We start from the raw sequence: 16,503 nt of genomic DNA on the forward strand, positions 1-16,503 counted from the left end.
CCCCTCAACGCCGCCCGGGCAGGTCGCGAAACGCGATCTTCTCGGGCGGGCCGTCCCATTCTGGATGCTCCGCCTGCGCGGCCTTCAGCGCCCCGCGGAACCTGCGGATCGCCCCGAGGCCCGGAATGCGCGGGATATGCGCCAGTTCCCAGTGAATCCCGTTGATCGGATCGTCGAAGAACACCGCGCAATAGCCCGGCGCATAAACGGGATATTCCTGCGGAGCGTCCGTCACCGACAGCCCGCGCGGGATTAGGAAATCGCGGTGAAACGCATCCACCTCGACGCGTGACTTCGCCCAGAGCGCGATGTGATGGATGCCCACGGCGCGCGCCGCGTGATCCAGTTTCTCGCCCGAATGCGCGGGCTGGATGCCGATATAGGAATGCGGCATCGGGAAGCGCGCCATGTAATAGGTCGAGCGATAGCCGATATCGAGCGTCCAGAAGCTCTTATATCCAAGCCATCCGAACATCGCATCGTAGAAGGCGATCGACTTGTCATAGTCGAGCACCGAAAATTCGACGTGATTGACCCCGCGCCAGCGCATGAACGCCCTCCCTTCGGTTGCCTCCACACTAGAGGGCGCGCGCGACGGTGCAATGACGTCTCACGCAGATGGGATGGGGTAGGGCGGGTGCCACGGTTGCGCAGGGCCCGCCTGCCGCACTGTTGCGGGCGAGACCTCGAAGAGCACCAGATGGCTCAGATCAGGGCGTGAGCGCGAGGCGTAGAGTAGCCCCTGTGCGCCACCTTCGCGTGCTCGATCCGAGAAGCGCCAAGTGGGCGAGGGGGCGCCGCTCGCTCTCCCATCCTGCCAGACCACGGACGCCGCCGCCTGATCGGGCGTGCCGCGCAGGTCGTCCATCGCCTCTGTCATGACCTCCAGCGGCACGATCACCCGCGACGGATCGCCCGCCCGCACATAGCGCCTCAGCGCCACGCCAGCGCCTTCGGCACTCAACGAAGCATAGAGCGCCACTTGCCCGGAATAATGAAACCGGCCCTCCGGATGGCGGGCCGGTTCGCAAGCCTCGTCGGCGCGGTCGGCAGAGAGGATCCGCCAGACCGTGCCGTGAAAAGGGATCACTCAGCCTCGCCCTGCTCGGCGAGGAATTTCTCGGCGTCGAGCGCGGCCATGCAGCCCATACCCGCCGAGGTGACGGCCTGACGATAGGTGTGATCGGTCAGGTCGCCCGCAGCGAAGATGCCGGGCTGCGAGGTACGGGTCGAACCCGGCTCCACCCAGACATAGCCGCCCGATTGCATCTTCAGGCTGTCCTTCACCAGCTCGGACGACGGCGCGTGCCCGATCGCCACGAAGAACCCGTCGCAGGGGATCACCTTCTCAGACCCGTCGGCGGTGGATTTCACCCGCACACCGGTCACGCCGAGCGGATTTTCGTCGCCTAGGATTTCCTCGACCGTGTGATTCCACTCCACTTCGATCTTGGGGTTCTTGAACAGGCGATCCTGCAGGATCTTCTCCGAGCGCAGCGTGTCGCGGCGGTGAATCAGCGTCACCTTTGAGGCGAAATTGGTCAGGAACAGCGCCTCTTCCACGGCGGTGTTGCCGCCGCCGATCACAACGACTTCCTTGCCGCGATAGAAGAAACCGTCGCAGGTCGCGCAGGCCGAGACGCCGAAGCCCTTGAACTTCTCTTCCGAGGGAAGCCCCAGCCATTTCGCCTGCGCCCCAGTGGCAAGGATCACTGCTGCTGCCTCGTAGGTCGTGCCCGAATCGCCTTTCGCGACGAAGGGGCGCTTCGAGGTGTCGAGCTCGGTGATCATGTCCATGATGATCTCGGTGCCCATCGCGCGGGCATGCTCTTCCATCTTCACCATCAGGTCGGGGCCCTGAATCTCGCTCTCGCCGGGCCAGTTCTCGACCTCGGTGGTGATGGTCAGCTGGCCGCCCGGCTGCATGCCTTGCACCAGAACCGGCTCGAGCATCGCACGCGACGCGTAGACCGCCGCCGTGTAGCCCGCAGGGCCGGAGCCGATGATCAGAACCTTGGTTTTCTTCGTCTCGGACATGCCTGCCTCCTTGGAATTCTGCCCGACGGATATAGTCGGAGCGAGGCCCGCCGAAAAGCCCCCGCTTTCCGCGACAAATAGCACTTGCGGAGCGGTCCGCGAAATATTATTGCGCATCCTCTCTTCCAGCGGTAAGTTCTGCCGCAACGCACGAAGGATTGTTTCAACATGCCCACCTCCCGGCTCGACGACATCGACCGTAAAATCCTTGCCGAACTGCAGGCGGACGGGCGGATGACGAATGTCGAACTGGCCAAGCGTGTGGGCATTTCGGCCCCGCCCTGCCTGCGCCGCGTGCGCACGCTCGAAGAGGCGGGCTACATCCGTGGCTACCATGCCGATGTGAACCCGCGCGAGCTGGGATTCGAAGTGCAGGTTTTCGCGATGGTGCGCCTGCACAGTCAGGCCGAAGCGGATCTGTCGAACTTCGAGTCGCGCTGTCGCGAATGGCCGCTCGTACGCGAGTGCCACATGCTCAATGGCGAGATCGATTTCGTGCTGAAATGCGTGGCGCCGGACCTATCGAGCTTCCAGAGCTTCCTGACCGGCCAACTCACTGCTGCCGAGAACGTGGCCAGCGTGAAGACCTCGCTGGTGATCCGCTGCGCCAAGGACGAACCGGGCGTGCCCTTCGACGTGCTCGAAGAGCGCATCGCCAAGCTGGCCTGAGCCTTACTCTGAATTGAACCGTTGTCGGAGGGGCGCCGCCCCTCCCTTCGCTGTCGCGAATTCCCACCCCGGGATATTTTCGCAAGAGCGAAGGGCGGGCGGCTGTGACTTCGCTCTTGCGAAATATCCCGGGGGAGAGGGCAAAGCCCGAGGGGGCGGCGCCCCCCTTTAGCGGGTCTCTTTCGGGCGCAGCACCAGCCAGATCAGCGCGGCGCCCGCCAGCGTCAGGAAGGGGATCATCGCGAGATTGACCGCTTGCCAGCCCGCTTGTGCATTGCCGCTCTGGGTGCAGTTCATCAGCCCGCCCGAGGCGAGCGAGGCGAGGAAGACGCCACCGAAGACCACGAAATCGTTCATCCCCTGCACATGGCCGCGCTCTTCAGGGCTATGGGCGGAGGCGAGCATCGAGGTCGCGCCGATGAAGCCAAAGTTCCATCCGAGACCGAGAAGGATGAGCGTGGCATAAAACTGTGCGAGATCGACGCCGCTCAGCGCCATTGCACCCGCCGCGGCCAGAATCACGAGGCCGGTGCCCACGATCACTTCTTTGCCGAAGCGCGCGATCAGGTGGCCGGTGAAGAAGCTCGGCAAATACATCGCCAGCACGTGAGCCGAGACGATATTGGCCGCGTCTGCCTGCTCGAACCCGCAGCCCACGACCGCAAGCGGCGTCGAGGTCATCACGAGGTTCATCAGCGCATAGGAGACCATGGCGCAGATCATCGCCACGAGGATCACCGGGTCTTTCAGCAGCTCGCGCCGGGTGCGGCCCTCGTGATGTTCGTGCTTCTTGCGCCGTCCCGGGGCGGGGATGTCGAGGAAGGAGAACAGGATCGGCCCGAGCGCATTGATCGCGATGATCGCGAGATATGTCGCCATGAAGGGCACGACCATCGCCTCGCTCGTGACTTTCACCAGCTGCGGGCCGATGATCGCGGCCACAAGCCCGCCCGCCATCACATAGGAGATCGCCTTGGGCTGGAACTCCGCGCTGGCGGTGTCGGTCGCCGCGAACCGGTAGAACCCCTGCGCCGACATATAAGTGCCGGTGAAGAACGACCCCAGCATGAACAGCGCAAACGACCCGTGATAGAGCGCATAGGCCGCGGTCGCAGCCCCCAGCGCGCCCATCGCATTGGCGAAGATGAAGCCCGCGCGGCGGCCTTTCGCGGCCATGAATTCCGACATCGGCTGCGCCGAGAGGACCGAGCCCAGAATGATCAGCGACAAGGGCAGCGTCGCGAGGCAGGGATTGGGCGAGAGCATCTGGCCCGCAAGACCGCCCACCGTGAAGATCATCGGCATCTGCGCGCCCAGAAGCGCCTGGGCCAGAACCAGCACGATCGTATTGCGCTTTTCGCGAGAGGCGGGAGGGGCGGTCATGTCACTCATGACAGCTTGCTAGCGTGGCGATTGGGGGCTGGCAAGCGGGCGCGGCATGAGGCAGGGTGTCGCGCATGGTTGGACGTATCATTACCTGCGAAGACGATATCGCCGAGGGCACCGAATTTCTCTGCCGCACAGAGCCGCGTTTTGCCGAGGTTTGCGCGCTGACGGGGCCGTGGCCTCTGCGCCGCCGCGAGGACGGGTTCGAGGCGCTGCGCGACGCGATCATCGGCCAGCAGGTCTCCGTCGCCGCCGCCAATTCCATCCGCAACAAGGTGATCGGCGCGGGCTATGGCGATCCGGTCTCCATCGCGGGCGCCTCGGAAGAGGACCTGCGCGCCTGTGGTCTCTCGCGCCAGAAGGTGCGCTACCTGCAGGCGCTCTCCAATTCCGGCGTCGATTTCGAGGGTCTGCGCGCGATGCCCGACGAGGAGGTGGTCGCCCAGCTTCTGCCGATCCCCGGCATCGGGCGCTGGACGGTGGAGATGTATCTCATCTTCGCTCTGGGCCGCGCCGATGTCTTCGCGGTGGACGATCTCGCGCTGGCCGAAGGAGCGCGGCTCCTGTTCGATTTGCCCGAGCGGCCCAAGCGCAAGCAATTCAATGAGCTATCGGCAGCCTGGTCGCCGTGGCGCGCGGTTGCGGCGCGCGGCCTCTGGGCCTATTACGCGGCCTGTAAAGATCGTGAAGGAGTTGCCCCATGACCCGCAAGCTGGACGCCGGACGCAAAGAGCCGCAATCGGGGGTGGTGAAATCCGCCGTGGTGTTTCTGCATGGCTATGGCGCGGACGGGGCGGACCTGCTGGGCCTCGCCGATCCGCTGGGCCAGCACATGCCCGACACGCTGTTCCTGGCGCCCGACGCGCCCGAGCCCTGCCGCGCGGCGCCTTACGGGCGGCAATGGTTCCCGATCCCCTGGATCGACAATTCCAGCGAAGCGGAATCCGCCCAAGGTCTCAAGGACGCTGCGGCCGACGTGGATGCTTTCCTCGATTCCGTGTTGGAAGAGCAGGGGCTGACGCCCGCGCAGCTCGCCGTGATCGGCTTCTCGCAAGGCACCATGACCGCGCTCGAAGTGCTGCCGCGTCGGGCCGAGCCTGTCGCGGGGCTGGTGGCCTTCTCGGGCCGTCTTCTGCGCCCGGAAGCCTTGGGCACTGAGGCGATCTCGAAGCCGCCGGTTCTGCTGATCCATGGCGATCAGGATCCGGTCGTGCCCTTCGCCGATATGGGCAAGGCGGGCGATGCGCTGGTCTCGGCGGGGTTCGATACCTATGCCCATGTGATGAAGGGCACCGGCCACGGGATCGCGCCCGACGGGCTCTCGGTGGCGCTGTCCTTCCTGCAAGACAAACTGCCGGGCTGAGATGCCCGCGGCCGCCGATCGCCGCGGCACCTGCAACCTTGCCAAACGCTCGCGCAGCGTCATTTCTTTGTCATGGCTGTTTGCTACCCATGCCGCATGGCAGCAATCGCGAGATCAAGAGGCTTGCCAGATCGCGAACGCCATATATAGTCATGGATAAGGCAGGGGCGGACCCCGCCCCTGAGCCGAGGCAGGCGACAGGGCGAGGACGGAGTCACCCATGCTGGACGAGTGCGACAGGACGAATTTTCGAACCCAATTCACCCGCGAACCGGCGGCGCTGAGACAGCACCCGGCGCTGGTGCTCAACGCCGATTTCCGGCCGCTCTCCTATTACCCGCTCTCGCTATGGCCTTGGCAGGAGGCGATAAAGGCGGTCTTCCTCGACAGGGTGACGATCCTCGCCGAATACGAAGAGGTGGTGCGCAGCCAGAGGCAGGCCTTCAAAATCCCCTCCGTCGTCGTCCTCAAAGAATATGTCCGACCCCAGAAGCGCGTGGCTTTCACGCGCTTCAATCTTTTTCTGAGGGACGAATTCAAGTGCCAGTATTGCGGCAAGCGGGGCGATCTGACCTTCGACCATGTGATCCCGCGCTCGCGCGGTGGAATCACCAGCTGGGAGAATGTCGTGGCCGCCTGCGCGCCGTGCAATCTGCGCAAGGCCAACAAGCCGCTGGAGCGCTCCGGGATGCATCTTCTCAAGCCCGCGCGCCAGCCTCAGCCCGAGGATATGCTGCGCATCGGGCGTCGCTTCCCGCCGGGCTATCTGCACGAAAGCTGGATGGACTTCCTCTACTGGGACACCGAGCTGGAAGCCTGAGGAAGCTTAAAGAAAAGGGCGCGCCGTCTCCGGCTCGCCCTTTTTCGTATTGGTGAAAATATCCCGGGGGGCTTGCGCAGCAAGCGGGGGCAGAGCCCCCTCAGTGCCCCGCCGCGACCTGACCGCCATTCGACAGCTTGTCGATGATCGTCTCGGTCGCGTGGTTCATGCCCACGACCTTCACATCCGTGCCGGACATCCGGAACTTGCCCACCGCCCGGTCGAGCGCCGAGACCGAGGAGATGTCCCAGATATGGGCGTGGGTCAGGTCGATCACCACGCGGTCGAGCTTCTCCTGGAAGTCGAAGGCGCGGTTGAACTCTTCCACGGTCGCGAAGAAGATCTGGCCCTTGATGTAATAGGTCCGCAGGTGATGCGCCTCGTTGTAGCGCGAGGAGATCTCGGTCATCCGCGCGATCTTGCCCGCGAAGAAGATACCAGAGAGCAGCACGCCCACCAGCACCCCGATCGCGAGGTTATGGGTGGCGACGACGAAGGCGACGGTGGCCAGCATCACCACGTTGGACGACATCGGCATCGTGCGCAGCTGTCCCAGCGAGGCCCAGCTGAACGTGCCGATCGACACCATGATCATGATCGCCACCAGCGCGGGCATCGGGATGCGGCCCACCCATTCGCCCAGCACCACGCAGAAGATGAGAAGCGCGATCCCCGCGGTCAGGGTCGACAGGCGCGTGCGGCCGCCCGAGGTGACGTTGATCACCGACTGGCCGATCATCGCGCAGCCCGCCATGCCGCCAATGAAGCCGGTGCAGAAATTGGCGATACCCTGACCGAAGCATTCCTGACGACGGTCCGAGCGGGTGTCGGTCATCTCGTCGACGATGTTCTGCGTCATCAGGCTTTCCAGAAGGCCGACGACCGCCACGCCCACCGAATAGGGCAGGATGATCTGCAGCGTCTCGAAGGTGAAGGGCACGTTGGGGATCAGCAGCGAGGGCAGCTGATCGGGCAGGGCGCCCATGTCGGATACCGTGTGCACGTCGTTGAGCCCCAGCCCCATCGAGACCGCGCTGAGCACGAGGATCGCGATCAGCGGCGAGGGAATGGCGCGGAAGAAGCGCGGCAGCAGGTAGATGATCGCAAGGCCGAGTGCCACCAGCGCATAGGTCGCCACGACCGGCACATTGGCCGGGTTCAGCTCGGGCCATTGCGCCATGAAGATCAGGATGGCGAGCGCATTCACGAAGCCCGTCATCACCGATTTCGACACGAAGCGCATCACCGTCCCGAGGTTCAGCGCCCCGGCAATCACCTGAAGCACGCCCGCCAGCACCGTTGCGGCCAGTAGGTAGTCGAGCCCGTAGCTGCGCACCAAGGTGCCCATCAGCACCGCGGTCGCGGCGGTCGCGGCCGAGATCATGCCCGGGCGGCCACCGAAGAAAGCGGTGATCGTGGCAATCATGAAGGAGGCGTAGAGGCCCACTTTCGGGTCCACGCCTGCGATGATCGAGAAAGCGATGGCCTCGGGGATCAGCGCGAGCGCCACCACGAGACCGGAGAGAATGTCAGCGCGGAAGTTGCCAGTCCACTGGCTGCGCCATTGCGACAAGGTCATACGGTTGTCCTGCAATTAGAAAGGCCCGCGACCGGGGAGGGGCGGGCCGGAGGGATGTGAGATTTGGCGAAGCCAATACCCGGGTGACGTAGCGATGCCAAGCCCCGCAGGTCGGGTTTTAAGAAAAATTCAAAGAGGATTAAGCCGGATTGCCCGATTTCGTGGCAAAATTCGCGAGACTGGTGGCCAGATCGCCATAGCCCGTAAAACGCCGCTCATAGCGCAGGCCGAGCCGCTCCGCGGCCTCACGCGCCTTCGCGTCGAGCGCGGGATCGTCGGTCTGGGCCTGATAGATCAGCCGGTCATAATTGCCGAACATCATCGGGATCAGCTCGGGGTGGCGGTCAAAGCCCATCGGCTTCCAGACGAAAGCGTCGAACTGCCGGGTCAGGAAATCGGTGAGGTAGAAGGCCGTGATTTCGTCCTCGGCGGTCTCGGCAAAGGCCGCGTTGCCTTCAAAAAACGAATAACAATGGGGACCTTCGACCATCTCGACCCCCAGGGATTTGCACTTTTCCAACAATTGCCCGCCCGTGCCGCAATCGGCATAGACCACGAAGATATCGTCATATTCGTCGCGATAGCGCAGCACCGCCTCTTCGACGGCGGCGGTGATCTTCTCGGGGTACAGGTGCAGATTGGCAGGCAGGCAGGTCAGGTCGATGTGATCCCAGCCATTGATCCGCTTGAGCGCGAGAATTTCCCGCGCCAATGCCCCGCAGGCGATCAGCAGAAGACGCCCCGAGCCCTCGGGAGCTAAACCATTTTCGGATAGGATCGTGTCGCCGGGAAGCGAGGCAGCTTTCTGGGCGGTCATTCCACCCGTGCCATCATCCGGGCAACGCCTGCTGCGACGAGAACCATCAGCCCGAGCATCGCCATCGGCACGCCCGATGCGGCAAAGGCCCAGATCGTCAAGCCCGCCAGAACGATCACAAACAGGATCAGCAGCAGAAAATGTGGCAGCGGCATTTCTCGTTTCCCCCTTCTCTTCAAGTATGGGGCGGGGAAGCGCACATGAAAAGGCCCCGATGAAAAAATCGGGGCCTTCTCCATGCATATCAGCCTAGATGCGCGCGCGATCGGCGATCAGGCGCTCATCTGGTTGTGCTTGCGGGCGATGAAATCCTTCGCCGTTTCCACCGCTACAGCGGCGTCGCGGCAATAGGCGTCGGCGCCGATCGCCTTGCCGAATTCCTCGTTGAGCGGCGCACCGCCCACCAGAACGATGTAGTCGTCGCGGATGCCCTGTTCCTTCATCGTGTCGATCACGACCTTCATATAGGGCATCGTGGTGGTCAGCAGCGCGGACATGCCGAGGATGTCGGCCTCTTCGCGCGCGATCGCTTCGAGGTAGTTCTCGACCGGGTTGTTGATCCCCAGATCGACGATCTCGAAGCCCGCGCCCTCCATCATCATCGCAACGAGGTTCTTGCCGATATCGTGGATATCGCCCTTCACCGTCCCGATGACCATCTTGCCCATGCGCGGCGCGCCGGTTTCGACCAGCAGCGGCTTGAGGATGGCCATGCCGCCCTTCATCGCGTTCGCCGCCAGCAGCACTTCCGGCACGAACAGGATACCGTCGCGGAAGTCGTTGCCCACGATAGTCATACCCGCGACGAGGGCCTTGGTCAGAATGTCATACGGCGTCCAGCCGCGGTCGAGCAGGATGCGGGTGGCCTCTTCGATCTCTTCCTTGAGACCGTCATAGAGGTCATCCATCATCTGCGCGGTGAGCTCGTCGTCGTCGAGTTCAGAGAGGATGATATCGTCTTCGTCTTCGGCCATGTCCAATAGTCTCCTGCTAGCCGGTGTTACCCTGTGGTGAGGCCGTGGCCCCGTCAAGTCTTGGCGATTTGCGACATGCGCGGTGTTTTGTCCGACCTCGCATGGTGTTGGTAGGTCCGCATCCGGACTCTACTTGGCAAATGTTCTCATTTCGTTCTAAATTCCGGGCATGAGTCTGCCATTCGACCTTCCTCCCTCGACCCCATCCGAGCGTCTGCGCGCGCGCGGTGCCGCGGCGCGCCCCGTGGGCCGGTTCGAGCCCTTCACCCGCGCGCCCGAGCATGACGGCTGGGACATCCCCGAAGAGGAACGCCTGACGCGCACCGAGGTTTCGGTGGAGCGTCCGCGCTCCGTCATCACCCGCAACCAGTCGCCCGATGTGCCCTTCGAGCGCTCGCTCAATCCCTATCGCGGCTGCGAGCATGGCTGCATCTACTGTTTCGCGCGGCCCAGCCACGGCTATCTCGGCCTCTCGGCTGGCTTGGATTTCGAGACCCGGCTGATCGCACGGCCCGAGGCGTCGCAGGTGCTCGAAGAGGAGCTGCGCAAGAAAAGCTACCGTCCGAATGTGCTCGCCATCGGGACGAATACCGATCCCTACCAGCCGCTCGAGCGCAAGATGGAGATCATGCGCGCCGTGCTGGAAGTGCTGCAGGCCTATCGCCACCCGGTCTCCATCGTCACCCGCGGCTCGACCATTCTGCGTGATCTCGACATCCTCGCGCCGATGGCCGAGGCAGGCTTGGCGCAGGTCGGTGTGTCGGTCACGACGCTCGACGCCAAACTCGCCCGCGATCTGGAGCCGCGCGCGCCCAGCCCGCCGACCCGTATCCGCATGATCCGCGAATTGTCGCGTGCCGGTATCCCGGTGCGCGTCATGGCCGCGCCGATGATCCCGGGGCTCACCGATCACGAGCTGGAGGCGATCCTGACCGAGGCGCGCAGGGCAGGGGCCAAGGCCGCATCGATGATGCCGGTGCGGCTGCCGCATGAGGTGGCGCCGCTTTTCGCCGACTGGATGGAGCGGCATCACCCCGGCAAGGTCGAGAAGGTGCTGGGCCGGATCCGCGACATGCGCGGCGGCAAGCTCAACGATCCGCGCTTCGGCGAGCGGATGAAGGGCGAGGGCGAGATGGCGGAACTGTTGCAGCAGCGGTTCAAGCTGAGCTGCAAGCGGCTGGGCTTCTCGCGTCATCTGCCTGATCTCGACGTGACGCAGTTTCGCGTACCGCCCCGGCCGGGCGATCAGCTCGAACTGTTCTGATCTCATCTGAGACGCGTGCATGCTCCATCCGCCGGGAAACCCCGGCCCTTCCTTCGTTTTGGTTCAAATATCCCGGGGTGAGGCCGCAAGGCCGAGGGGCAGAGCCCCTCACACCGCGCTTAGCTGCGGCGACGGCCCCGTCGTTCGCGCTTGGGCGCATCGCCGCTCAGCCCGTCATCCTCCGACGAGAACCCGCCGAGAACCGAGGAAATCTGATCGAGCGTCGGGCGCTCGCCGCGCGGACGCGTCTCCAGCGCCTCGCGCATCGCCACCAGATGCTCGGCCATCGTGCCGCAGCAGCCGCCGATGATCGTCGCGCCGCAATCGCGCGCCATCACCGCATATTCCGCCATCAGCTCGGGCGTGCCGTCGTAATGGATATGGCCGTCGACATATTTCGGGATGCCCGCATTGCCCTTGGCGATGATCGGGCGCTCGGTCCCGGTGGCGGCAAAGCCCAGAACGGTGCGCAGCAGGTCGGCCGCGCCGACGCCGCAATTCGCGCCGAAGGCCAGCGGCGGGTGAGCCAGATTTTCGACCATCGAGACCATCGCCTGCGAGGTCAGCCCCATCATCGTGCGGCCCGCCGTGTCGAAGCTCATCGTGCCGCACCAGGGCATGCCCGCCAGATGGCAGGCTTCGGCGGCGGCCTTGTATTCTTCCTGTGCCGAGATCGTCTCGACCCAGAGGATATCCGCGCCGCCTTCTTTCAAGCCCTCGGCCTGTTCGTGGAACATCTCGACCGCCAGCTCATGCGTCAGCGTGCCCATCGGCGCGAAGATCTCGCCGGTGGGGCCCATCGAGCCCGCAACGATCACGGGGCGCGACTGCTTGTCGGCCACGTCGCGACCGATCTCGGCGGCGAGGCGGTTGAGCTCGCGCACGCGGTTCTGCGCATTGTGCAGTTTCAGCCGCGAGGCATTGCCGCCGAAGCTGTTGGTCAGGAACAGGTCCGAGCCCGCTTCGACGGCCAGCGAATAAAGCTTCGCGATCTTCGCGGGCTCGTCGGCATTCCACAGTTCCGGCGCATCACCCGAGGCCAGCCCCATGTTGAACAGGTTGGTGCCGGTCGCGCCATCGGCCATCAGCCAATCGCGGGTTTCCAGAAGGCGGCTCAGCGCGTCGGTTTTCGGGGCGGTCATAAGGGCCTCGTCAAATGCAAAGGGCCGCGTCGGGCGCGGCGGTTGGGTTTGTCCTGCCATGACAGGCAGGAATTGGCAAATTCGTTTCCTTCATGTTCTTGATGAAGGCGCTGCAATCTCGGGCGGAAATGCAAAAGGCCGGACGCGCGCGGCATCCGGCCTTTCAATCTGCGTCATCGGCGAGGGCTCACTCGGCCTCGTCGACCACCTGACGGCGCGCCTCGGCCATGCATTCGGCCATTTTCGCGCGGATCGTTTGTTCATCGGCCTTGTCGCCAAGATCGCCCGAGAGCTTGCGGTACACGTCTTCGTGGCCCGCTTCCTCGAAATCGGAGGTCACGACCTCGCGGACATAGGCATCGGCCTCGGGGCCGGTTTTGCCCAGAAGCTCTGCGGCCCATTGGCCCAGCATCTTGTTGCAGCGGGCATCGGCCTTGAACTGCAGTTCGGCATCATGCGCGAACTTGTTCTCATAGGCATTTTCGCGATCGTCGAAGGTGGTCATGGCCCTCGTCCCTCCCGGTAAAGTCTCCGTTACCTCCGATATGCACATGCACGGCGTGCGCCGCAAGAGGAAAGGGCCGCGATTTGGCCGGTTTGACGGGGCTGTGCATCTGCGTGAAGTGGCGTGCGCTTTACCTTGCGAGACTCGCGGGCTTGTCCTATAGGGCGGGCAACACCCTTTCGCGGACGGCGCGCAGGGGCGGGCGCGGCATTCCTGACGGCATGCGGCGCAGGCCCTGGCACCGCCGCGCCAAGTGAGAACGGAGACGCGATGGCACCCCGGCGCAAGAAGATCTACGAAGGCAAGGCGAAGGTTCTGTATGAAGGCCCCGAGCCCGGAACGCTGGTCCAGTATTTCAAGGACGACGCGACCGCCTTCAACGCTCAGAAAAAGGACGTGATCGAGGGCAAGGGCGTGCTCAACAACCGCCTGTCCGAGTATTTCATGACCGGCCTGACCAATATCGGCGTGCCGAACCACTTCATCAAACGGCTCAATATGCGCGAGCAGCTGATCCGTCAGGTGGAGATCGTGCCGCTCGAAGTGATCGTGCGCAACTTCGCCGCCGGTTCGATCGCGAAGCGTCTGGGCATGGAAGAGGGCACGCCGCTGCCGCGTCCGATCGTCGAATACAGCTACAAGAACGACGATCTGGGCGATCCGCTCGTGCCCGAGGAATATATCATCGCCTTCGGTTGGGCGAGCCAGCAGGATCTCGATGACATCGTGGCGCTTGCGCTGCGCGTGAACGACTTCCTGACCGGCGTGTTCTACGGCGTCGGCATCAAGCTGGTCGATTTCAAGATCGAGATCGGTCGCGTCTGGGATGGCGATTTCATGCGCCTGATCGTGGCCGACGAGATCAGCCCCGACAGCTGCCGCCTGTGGGACGTCAAGACGGGCCAGAAGCTCGACAAGGACGTGTTCCGCCGCGATCTGGGCAGCCTGACCGATGCCTATACCGAAGTCGCCAAGCGCCTTGGCGTGCTGCCGACCAATACCCAGCCGATCAAACCGACGCTGATCAACTGAAAGGACCGCTCGTGATGAAAGCCCGCGTTCATGTCATGCTGAAGGATGGGGTGCTCGACCCGCAGGGCGAGGCCGTCCGTCACGCATTGGGCCATATGGGGTTCGGCGGCGTCGAAGGCGTGCGTCAGGGGAAGGTGATCGAACTGGACCTGAGCGCCACCGATGCAGCCTCTGCCGAGGCCGAGGTGAAGGAGATGTGCGAGAAGCTCCTCGCCAATACCGTGATCGAGAAATACACCATCGAGATCGCCTGATCCGGGCAGGGCAGGGGGCGCTGCCCCCCTTGGCCTGCCGGCCAATTCCCCCCGGGATATTTGTACCAAGCCGAAGGCCGTACAGGCCTTACCCGACAGGTTCGACCCTCAAGGCCAGGAGTTTGCACCCATGAAAGCCGCCGTCATCACCTTCCCCGGATCGAATTGCGACCGCGACCTGAGCATGGCCTTCGCGGCAGCCGGGGCGGATGTCGTCAAGGTCTGGCACAAGGAAACCGCATTGCCCGAAGGCATCGACATCATCGGTGTGCCGGGCGGGTTCTCCTATGGCGATTATCTGCGCTGCGGCGCGATCGCCTCGCGCTCGCCCATCGGGCAGGCGGTGGCCGATTTCGCAGGCAAGGGCGGCTATGTCATCGGCATCTGCAACGGTTTTCAGGTGCTCACCGAGATGCGGCTGCTGCCGGGCGCCTTGATGCGCAATGCAGGGCTGAAATTCGTCTCGAAACCGCTGGCTCTGCGCGTCGCGACGACCGACAGCGCCTATACCTCGGGCTATGAGGCGGGGCAGGAGATCGTGATCCCGGTCGCCCACCATGACGGCAATTACCAGATCGATCCCGAAGGCCTTGCCCGCATCGAGGGCGAGGATCGCGTGGCGTTCCGCTATGTCGAGAACCCCAACGGCTCCGTCGACGATATCGCGGGCGTGCTGAGCGAGAACCGCCGGGTGCTGGGCATGATGCCTCACCCCGAGCGCGCGATCGAGCCTGCGCAGGGCGGCGCCGATGGGGCGGCGCTTTTCCGCGCGTTGAGCGGGATGCTGGCAACCGCCTGATCTCGCGCGCTTGTTGCGCTCTGGGCCTTGGCTTAGACTTCGCGCATGACGCACGTGCAGACACGTTCGACGATTTTACCTGAAGAGCCGCCCGAAGGTGAGGGCGGGCTCGGCGTCATGGCGCGCTCGCCACGCGCCCGTTGGCTGCTGCGTGTCGCCGTGGTGTTGATCCTCGCGCTGGCGGGGGCGGTGATGTGGATCACCAACCAATGGCTGACCCAGCGTTTCACAGAGACGACGCGCGTGCGCACCGAGCTGCGGCTTGCGCTTTACACCGGCAACATCATGTCGGAACTGCAGCGGACATCCGTTGTGCCGCTGTTGCTTGCGCGCGATCCGGAGCTGACGCAAGCTCTTGATACCACGGACTATTCCACCGCCTCGGCGCAGCTGATCACGGCCAAGAAAGAGGTCGCTGTGGCCTCGATCCGGCTGTTGGACATGCAGGGCCGGGTGGTGGCGTCGACCAATCGCACGCAGATCGGCACGCCCTTCCCGAATGCGCCCTTCTTCGTCGATGCGACCCGCTCGCGGGGGACGATCTTCTCGCTCAACGAGCCCGAGGCGGGCGGCACCGAGTTCGATTATTCGCGCGCCGTCATCCAGAACAACAAGCCCGTCGGCGTGATCGTGGTCGAGGCGGATCTGTCGAAATTCGAACGCGCCTGGGCCGGGATTTCCGATGCGCTGGCCGTGGTCGACAGCGAGGGCAAGATCATCCTGACGACCGAGCCGCGCTGGCGCGGGGTGACGATGTCGGAGGCGCTGGCCGCGCGCTCGGCCCCTTCCGCGATCGAGCGCGCGCTGCAGGCGACCGCCGATTGGGCTAATGACGCGCCCGACGCCTATCTCAAGGGCCGCGCGGTGATGCGCACCGAGGCGCGCATTCCCTTCCGCGGCTGGAAGATGATCGCCTTCACCAGCTACGATTCCGTGCGCGAGCGGGTGAATGCGGTGCTCGCGCTCGAGATCATGGGCTTTGCGATCCTGCTGGCGCTGGTCTTCTACGCGCTGTCGCGGCGCGCGCGGCGGCAAAGCCAGGAATTGCGCGCGGAATCGGCAGAGTTGCGCCAGCTCAACACCCGGCTGAGCCGCGAGATCGCCGAGCGCGAGAAGGCGCAGCAGGATCTGGCCGTGGCCGAACAGACGATCGCGCAAAGCTCGAAACTCGCGGCTTTGGGGGAAATGTCGGCGGCGGTGAGCCACGAATTGAACCAGCCCCTGGCCGCGATGAAGACCTATCTGGCTGGCGCGAAGCTGTTGTTGCAGCGTGCCCGGGTCGAGGAGGCGCTGTCGTCCTTCCAGCGCATCGACGACCTGATCGGCCGGATGGGCGCGATCACGCGGCAATTGAAATCCTATGCCCGCAAGGGCGGCGAGGCCTTCGAGCCGGTGGACCTGCGGGTGGCGCTGTCGGAAGCGCTCTCGATGATGGAGCCGCAGCTGAAAATTCGCAAATTGCACATCTCGCGCACCATGCCGCGCAGCCCTGTCATGGTGATGGCAGATCGCATCCGGCTGGAGCAGGTGATCATCAACCTGTTGCGAAATGCACTCGATGCCACCAAGTCGGTTGAGGAACCTCAAGTGGAGTTGTTGCTTACCTCGGGTGAGACGGCCGTGCTGAGCGTGCGTGATAACGGTCCCGGTATTTCGGATCTCGACAAGCTGTTCGAGCCGTTCTGGACCACGAAGAAACCGGGGGAAGGGACGGGGCTGGGCCTCGCGATCTCGTCCTCCATCATCAGTGATTTCGGGGGTCGTCTGACCGCCCATAATTCCGAAAGCGGGGGTGCAGTGTTCGAAGTTCAGCTGCCCCTCCTGGCGGACAAGAACAGGGCCATAAAGGCCGCGGAGTAAGA

At 64.1% G+C, this 16,503-nt stretch carries 19 protein-coding genes; 9 read left to right on the forward strand and 10 right to left on the reverse strand.

Annotation, left to right across the window (positions count from 1 at the left end; all coding sequences use genetic code 11):
- Positions 1-4: 4 nt before the first annotated feature.
- The 3 genes from BMI89_RS06560 to trxB are packed head-to-tail and all read right to left on the reverse strand — an operon-like array spanning position 5 to position 2,037.
- Entirely contained in the window at positions 5-550 is a 546-nt protein-coding gene (locus BMI89_RS06560) for a VOC family protein (protein WP_078570289.1), read from the reverse strand.
- 60 nt (positions 551-610) lie between these two features.
- Positions 611-1,090, reverse strand: a complete 480-nt coding sequence (locus BMI89_RS06565) for an RES family NAD+ phosphorylase (RefSeq protein WP_078570290.1) — start codon at positions 1,088-1,090, stop codon at positions 611-613.
- Complete coding sequence (gene trxB, locus BMI89_RS06570; RefSeq protein WP_078519375.1) at positions 1,087-2,037, reverse strand: thioredoxin-disulfide reductase; 951 nt, start codon at positions 2,035-2,037, stop codon at positions 1,087-1,089. Before trxB ends, BMI89_RS06565 begins: the two co-directional genes overlap by 4 nt.
- Before the next feature lie 168 nt (positions 2,038-2,205).
- On the opposite strand from trxB, the gene BMI89_RS06575 reads away from it, so the two are divergent.
- Complete coding sequence (locus BMI89_RS06575) at positions 2,206-2,706, forward strand: Lrp/AsnC family transcriptional regulator (RefSeq protein ID WP_078519374.1); 501 nt, start codon at positions 2,206-2,208, stop codon at positions 2,704-2,706.
- Between the two features lie 168 nt (positions 2,707-2,874).
- Here the strand turns inward: BMI89_RS06575 and BMI89_RS06580 are convergent, their stop codons facing one another.
- The gene (locus tag BMI89_RS06580) at positions 2,875-4,098 is read right to left on the reverse strand and encodes an MFS transporter (protein ID WP_246831977.1); all 1,224 of its coding nucleotides are present in this window, start codon (positions 4,096-4,098) and stop codon (positions 2,875-2,877) included.
- A 65-nt stretch (positions 4,099-4,163) separates the two neighbouring features.
- On the opposite strand from BMI89_RS06580, the gene BMI89_RS06585 reads away from it, so the two are divergent.
- The 3 genes from BMI89_RS06585 to BMI89_RS06595 all read left to right on the forward strand — a co-directional run bounded on the left by BMI89_RS06585 (position 4,164) and on the right by BMI89_RS06595 (position 6,275).
- Positions 4,164-4,796 (forward strand): DNA-3-methyladenine glycosylase, encoded by a 633-nt coding sequence (locus tag BMI89_RS06585; protein WP_078539483.1) that lies wholly within the window; start codon positions 4,164-4,166, stop codon positions 4,794-4,796.
- Positions 4,793-5,455 carry an alpha/beta fold hydrolase gene (locus BMI89_RS06590; protein ID WP_078570291.1) on the forward strand — a complete coding sequence of 221 codons (663 nt, stop codon included), beginning with the start codon at positions 4,793-4,795 and terminating at the stop codon, positions 5,453-5,455. The genes BMI89_RS06585 and BMI89_RS06590 overlap by 4 nt, the downstream gene beginning before the upstream one ends.
- A gap of 220 nt (positions 5,456-5,675) precedes the next feature.
- Positions 5,676-6,275 (forward strand): HNH endonuclease, encoded by a 600-nt coding sequence (locus BMI89_RS06595; RefSeq protein ID WP_078519371.1) that lies wholly within the window; start codon positions 5,676-5,678, stop codon positions 6,273-6,275.
- A gap of 100 nt (positions 6,276-6,375) precedes the next feature.
- Here the strand turns inward: BMI89_RS06595 and BMI89_RS06600 are convergent, their stop codons facing one another.
- The 4 genes from BMI89_RS06600 to BMI89_RS06610 form a co-directional block, all read right to left on the reverse strand.
- Entirely contained in the window at positions 6,376-7,854 is a 1,479-nt protein-coding gene (locus BMI89_RS06600) for a SulP family inorganic anion transporter (RefSeq protein WP_078519370.1), read from the reverse strand.
- Between the two features lie 139 nt (positions 7,855-7,993).
- On the reverse strand, positions 7,994-8,671 hold the full coding sequence (locus tag BMI89_RS06605; RefSeq protein WP_078570292.1) for a DUF1638 domain-containing protein: 678 nt from the start codon (positions 8,669-8,671) through the stop codon (positions 7,994-7,996).
- Entirely contained in the window at positions 8,668-8,826 is a 159-nt protein-coding gene (locus BMI89_RS20835; protein ID WP_165756922.1) for a hypothetical protein, read from the reverse strand. The genes BMI89_RS06605 and BMI89_RS20835 overlap by 4 nt, the downstream gene beginning before the upstream one ends.
- A gap of 117 nt (positions 8,827-8,943) precedes the next feature.
- Positions 8,944-9,645, reverse strand: coding sequence for a B12-binding domain-containing protein (locus BMI89_RS06610; RefSeq protein ID WP_078519368.1), 702 nt, complete (start codon positions 9,643-9,645; stop codon positions 8,944-8,946).
- Between the two features lie 169 nt (positions 9,646-9,814).
- On the opposite strand from BMI89_RS06610, the gene BMI89_RS06615 reads away from it, so the two are divergent.
- Positions 9,815-10,909: a PA0069 family radical SAM protein gene (locus BMI89_RS06615; RefSeq protein ID WP_078570293.1), complete on the forward strand. Its 1,095-nt coding sequence runs from the start codon at positions 9,815-9,817 to the stop codon at positions 10,907-10,909.
- A 119-nt stretch (positions 10,910-11,028) separates the two neighbouring features.
- Here the strand turns inward: BMI89_RS06615 and bmt are convergent, their stop codons facing one another.
- Together bmt and BMI89_RS06625 are read right to left on the reverse strand one after the other, a co-directional pair.
- The gene (gene bmt, locus BMI89_RS06620; RefSeq protein WP_078570294.1) at positions 11,029-12,051 is read right to left on the reverse strand and encodes a betaine--homocysteine S-methyltransferase; all 1,023 of its coding nucleotides are present in this window, start codon (positions 12,049-12,051) and stop codon (positions 11,029-11,031) included.
- A 187-nt stretch (positions 12,052-12,238) separates the two neighbouring features.
- Complete coding sequence (locus BMI89_RS06625) at positions 12,239-12,556, reverse strand: DUF1476 domain-containing protein (RefSeq protein WP_078519365.1); 318 nt, start codon at positions 12,554-12,556, stop codon at positions 12,239-12,241.
- 270 nt (positions 12,557-12,826) lie between these two features.
- Between BMI89_RS06625 and purC the strand changes: the two genes are divergently transcribed.
- From purC to BMI89_RS06645, 4 genes are all read left to right on the forward strand, one after another.
- Positions 12,827-13,588, forward strand: coding sequence for a phosphoribosylaminoimidazolesuccinocarboxamide synthase (purC, locus tag BMI89_RS06630; protein ID WP_078519364.1), 762 nt, complete (start codon positions 12,827-12,829; stop codon positions 13,586-13,588).
- Positions 13,589-13,602: 14 nt separating this feature from the next.
- Positions 13,603-13,842: a phosphoribosylformylglycinamidine synthase subunit PurS gene (purS, locus tag BMI89_RS06635; RefSeq protein WP_078539473.1), complete on the forward strand. Its 240-nt coding sequence runs from the start codon at positions 13,603-13,605 to the stop codon at positions 13,840-13,842.
- 130 nt (positions 13,843-13,972) lie between these two features.
- Positions 13,973-14,641, forward strand: a complete 669-nt coding sequence (gene purQ / locus BMI89_RS06640) for a phosphoribosylformylglycinamidine synthase subunit PurQ (protein ID WP_078546713.1) — start codon at positions 13,973-13,975, stop codon at positions 14,639-14,641.
- A 117-nt stretch (positions 14,642-14,758) separates the two neighbouring features.
- On the forward strand, positions 14,759-16,501 hold the full coding sequence (locus BMI89_RS06645; RefSeq protein WP_078539471.1) for an ATP-binding protein: 1,743 nt from the start codon (positions 14,759-14,761) through the stop codon (positions 16,499-16,501).
- Positions 16,502-16,503: the final 2 nt, after the last annotated feature.

The sequence above is a fragment of the Thioclava sp. F36-7 genome (assembly GCF_002020075.1).
GTDB classification, from domain to species: Bacteria; Pseudomonadota; Alphaproteobacteria; order Rhodobacterales; family Rhodobacteraceae; genus Thioclava; species Thioclava sediminum.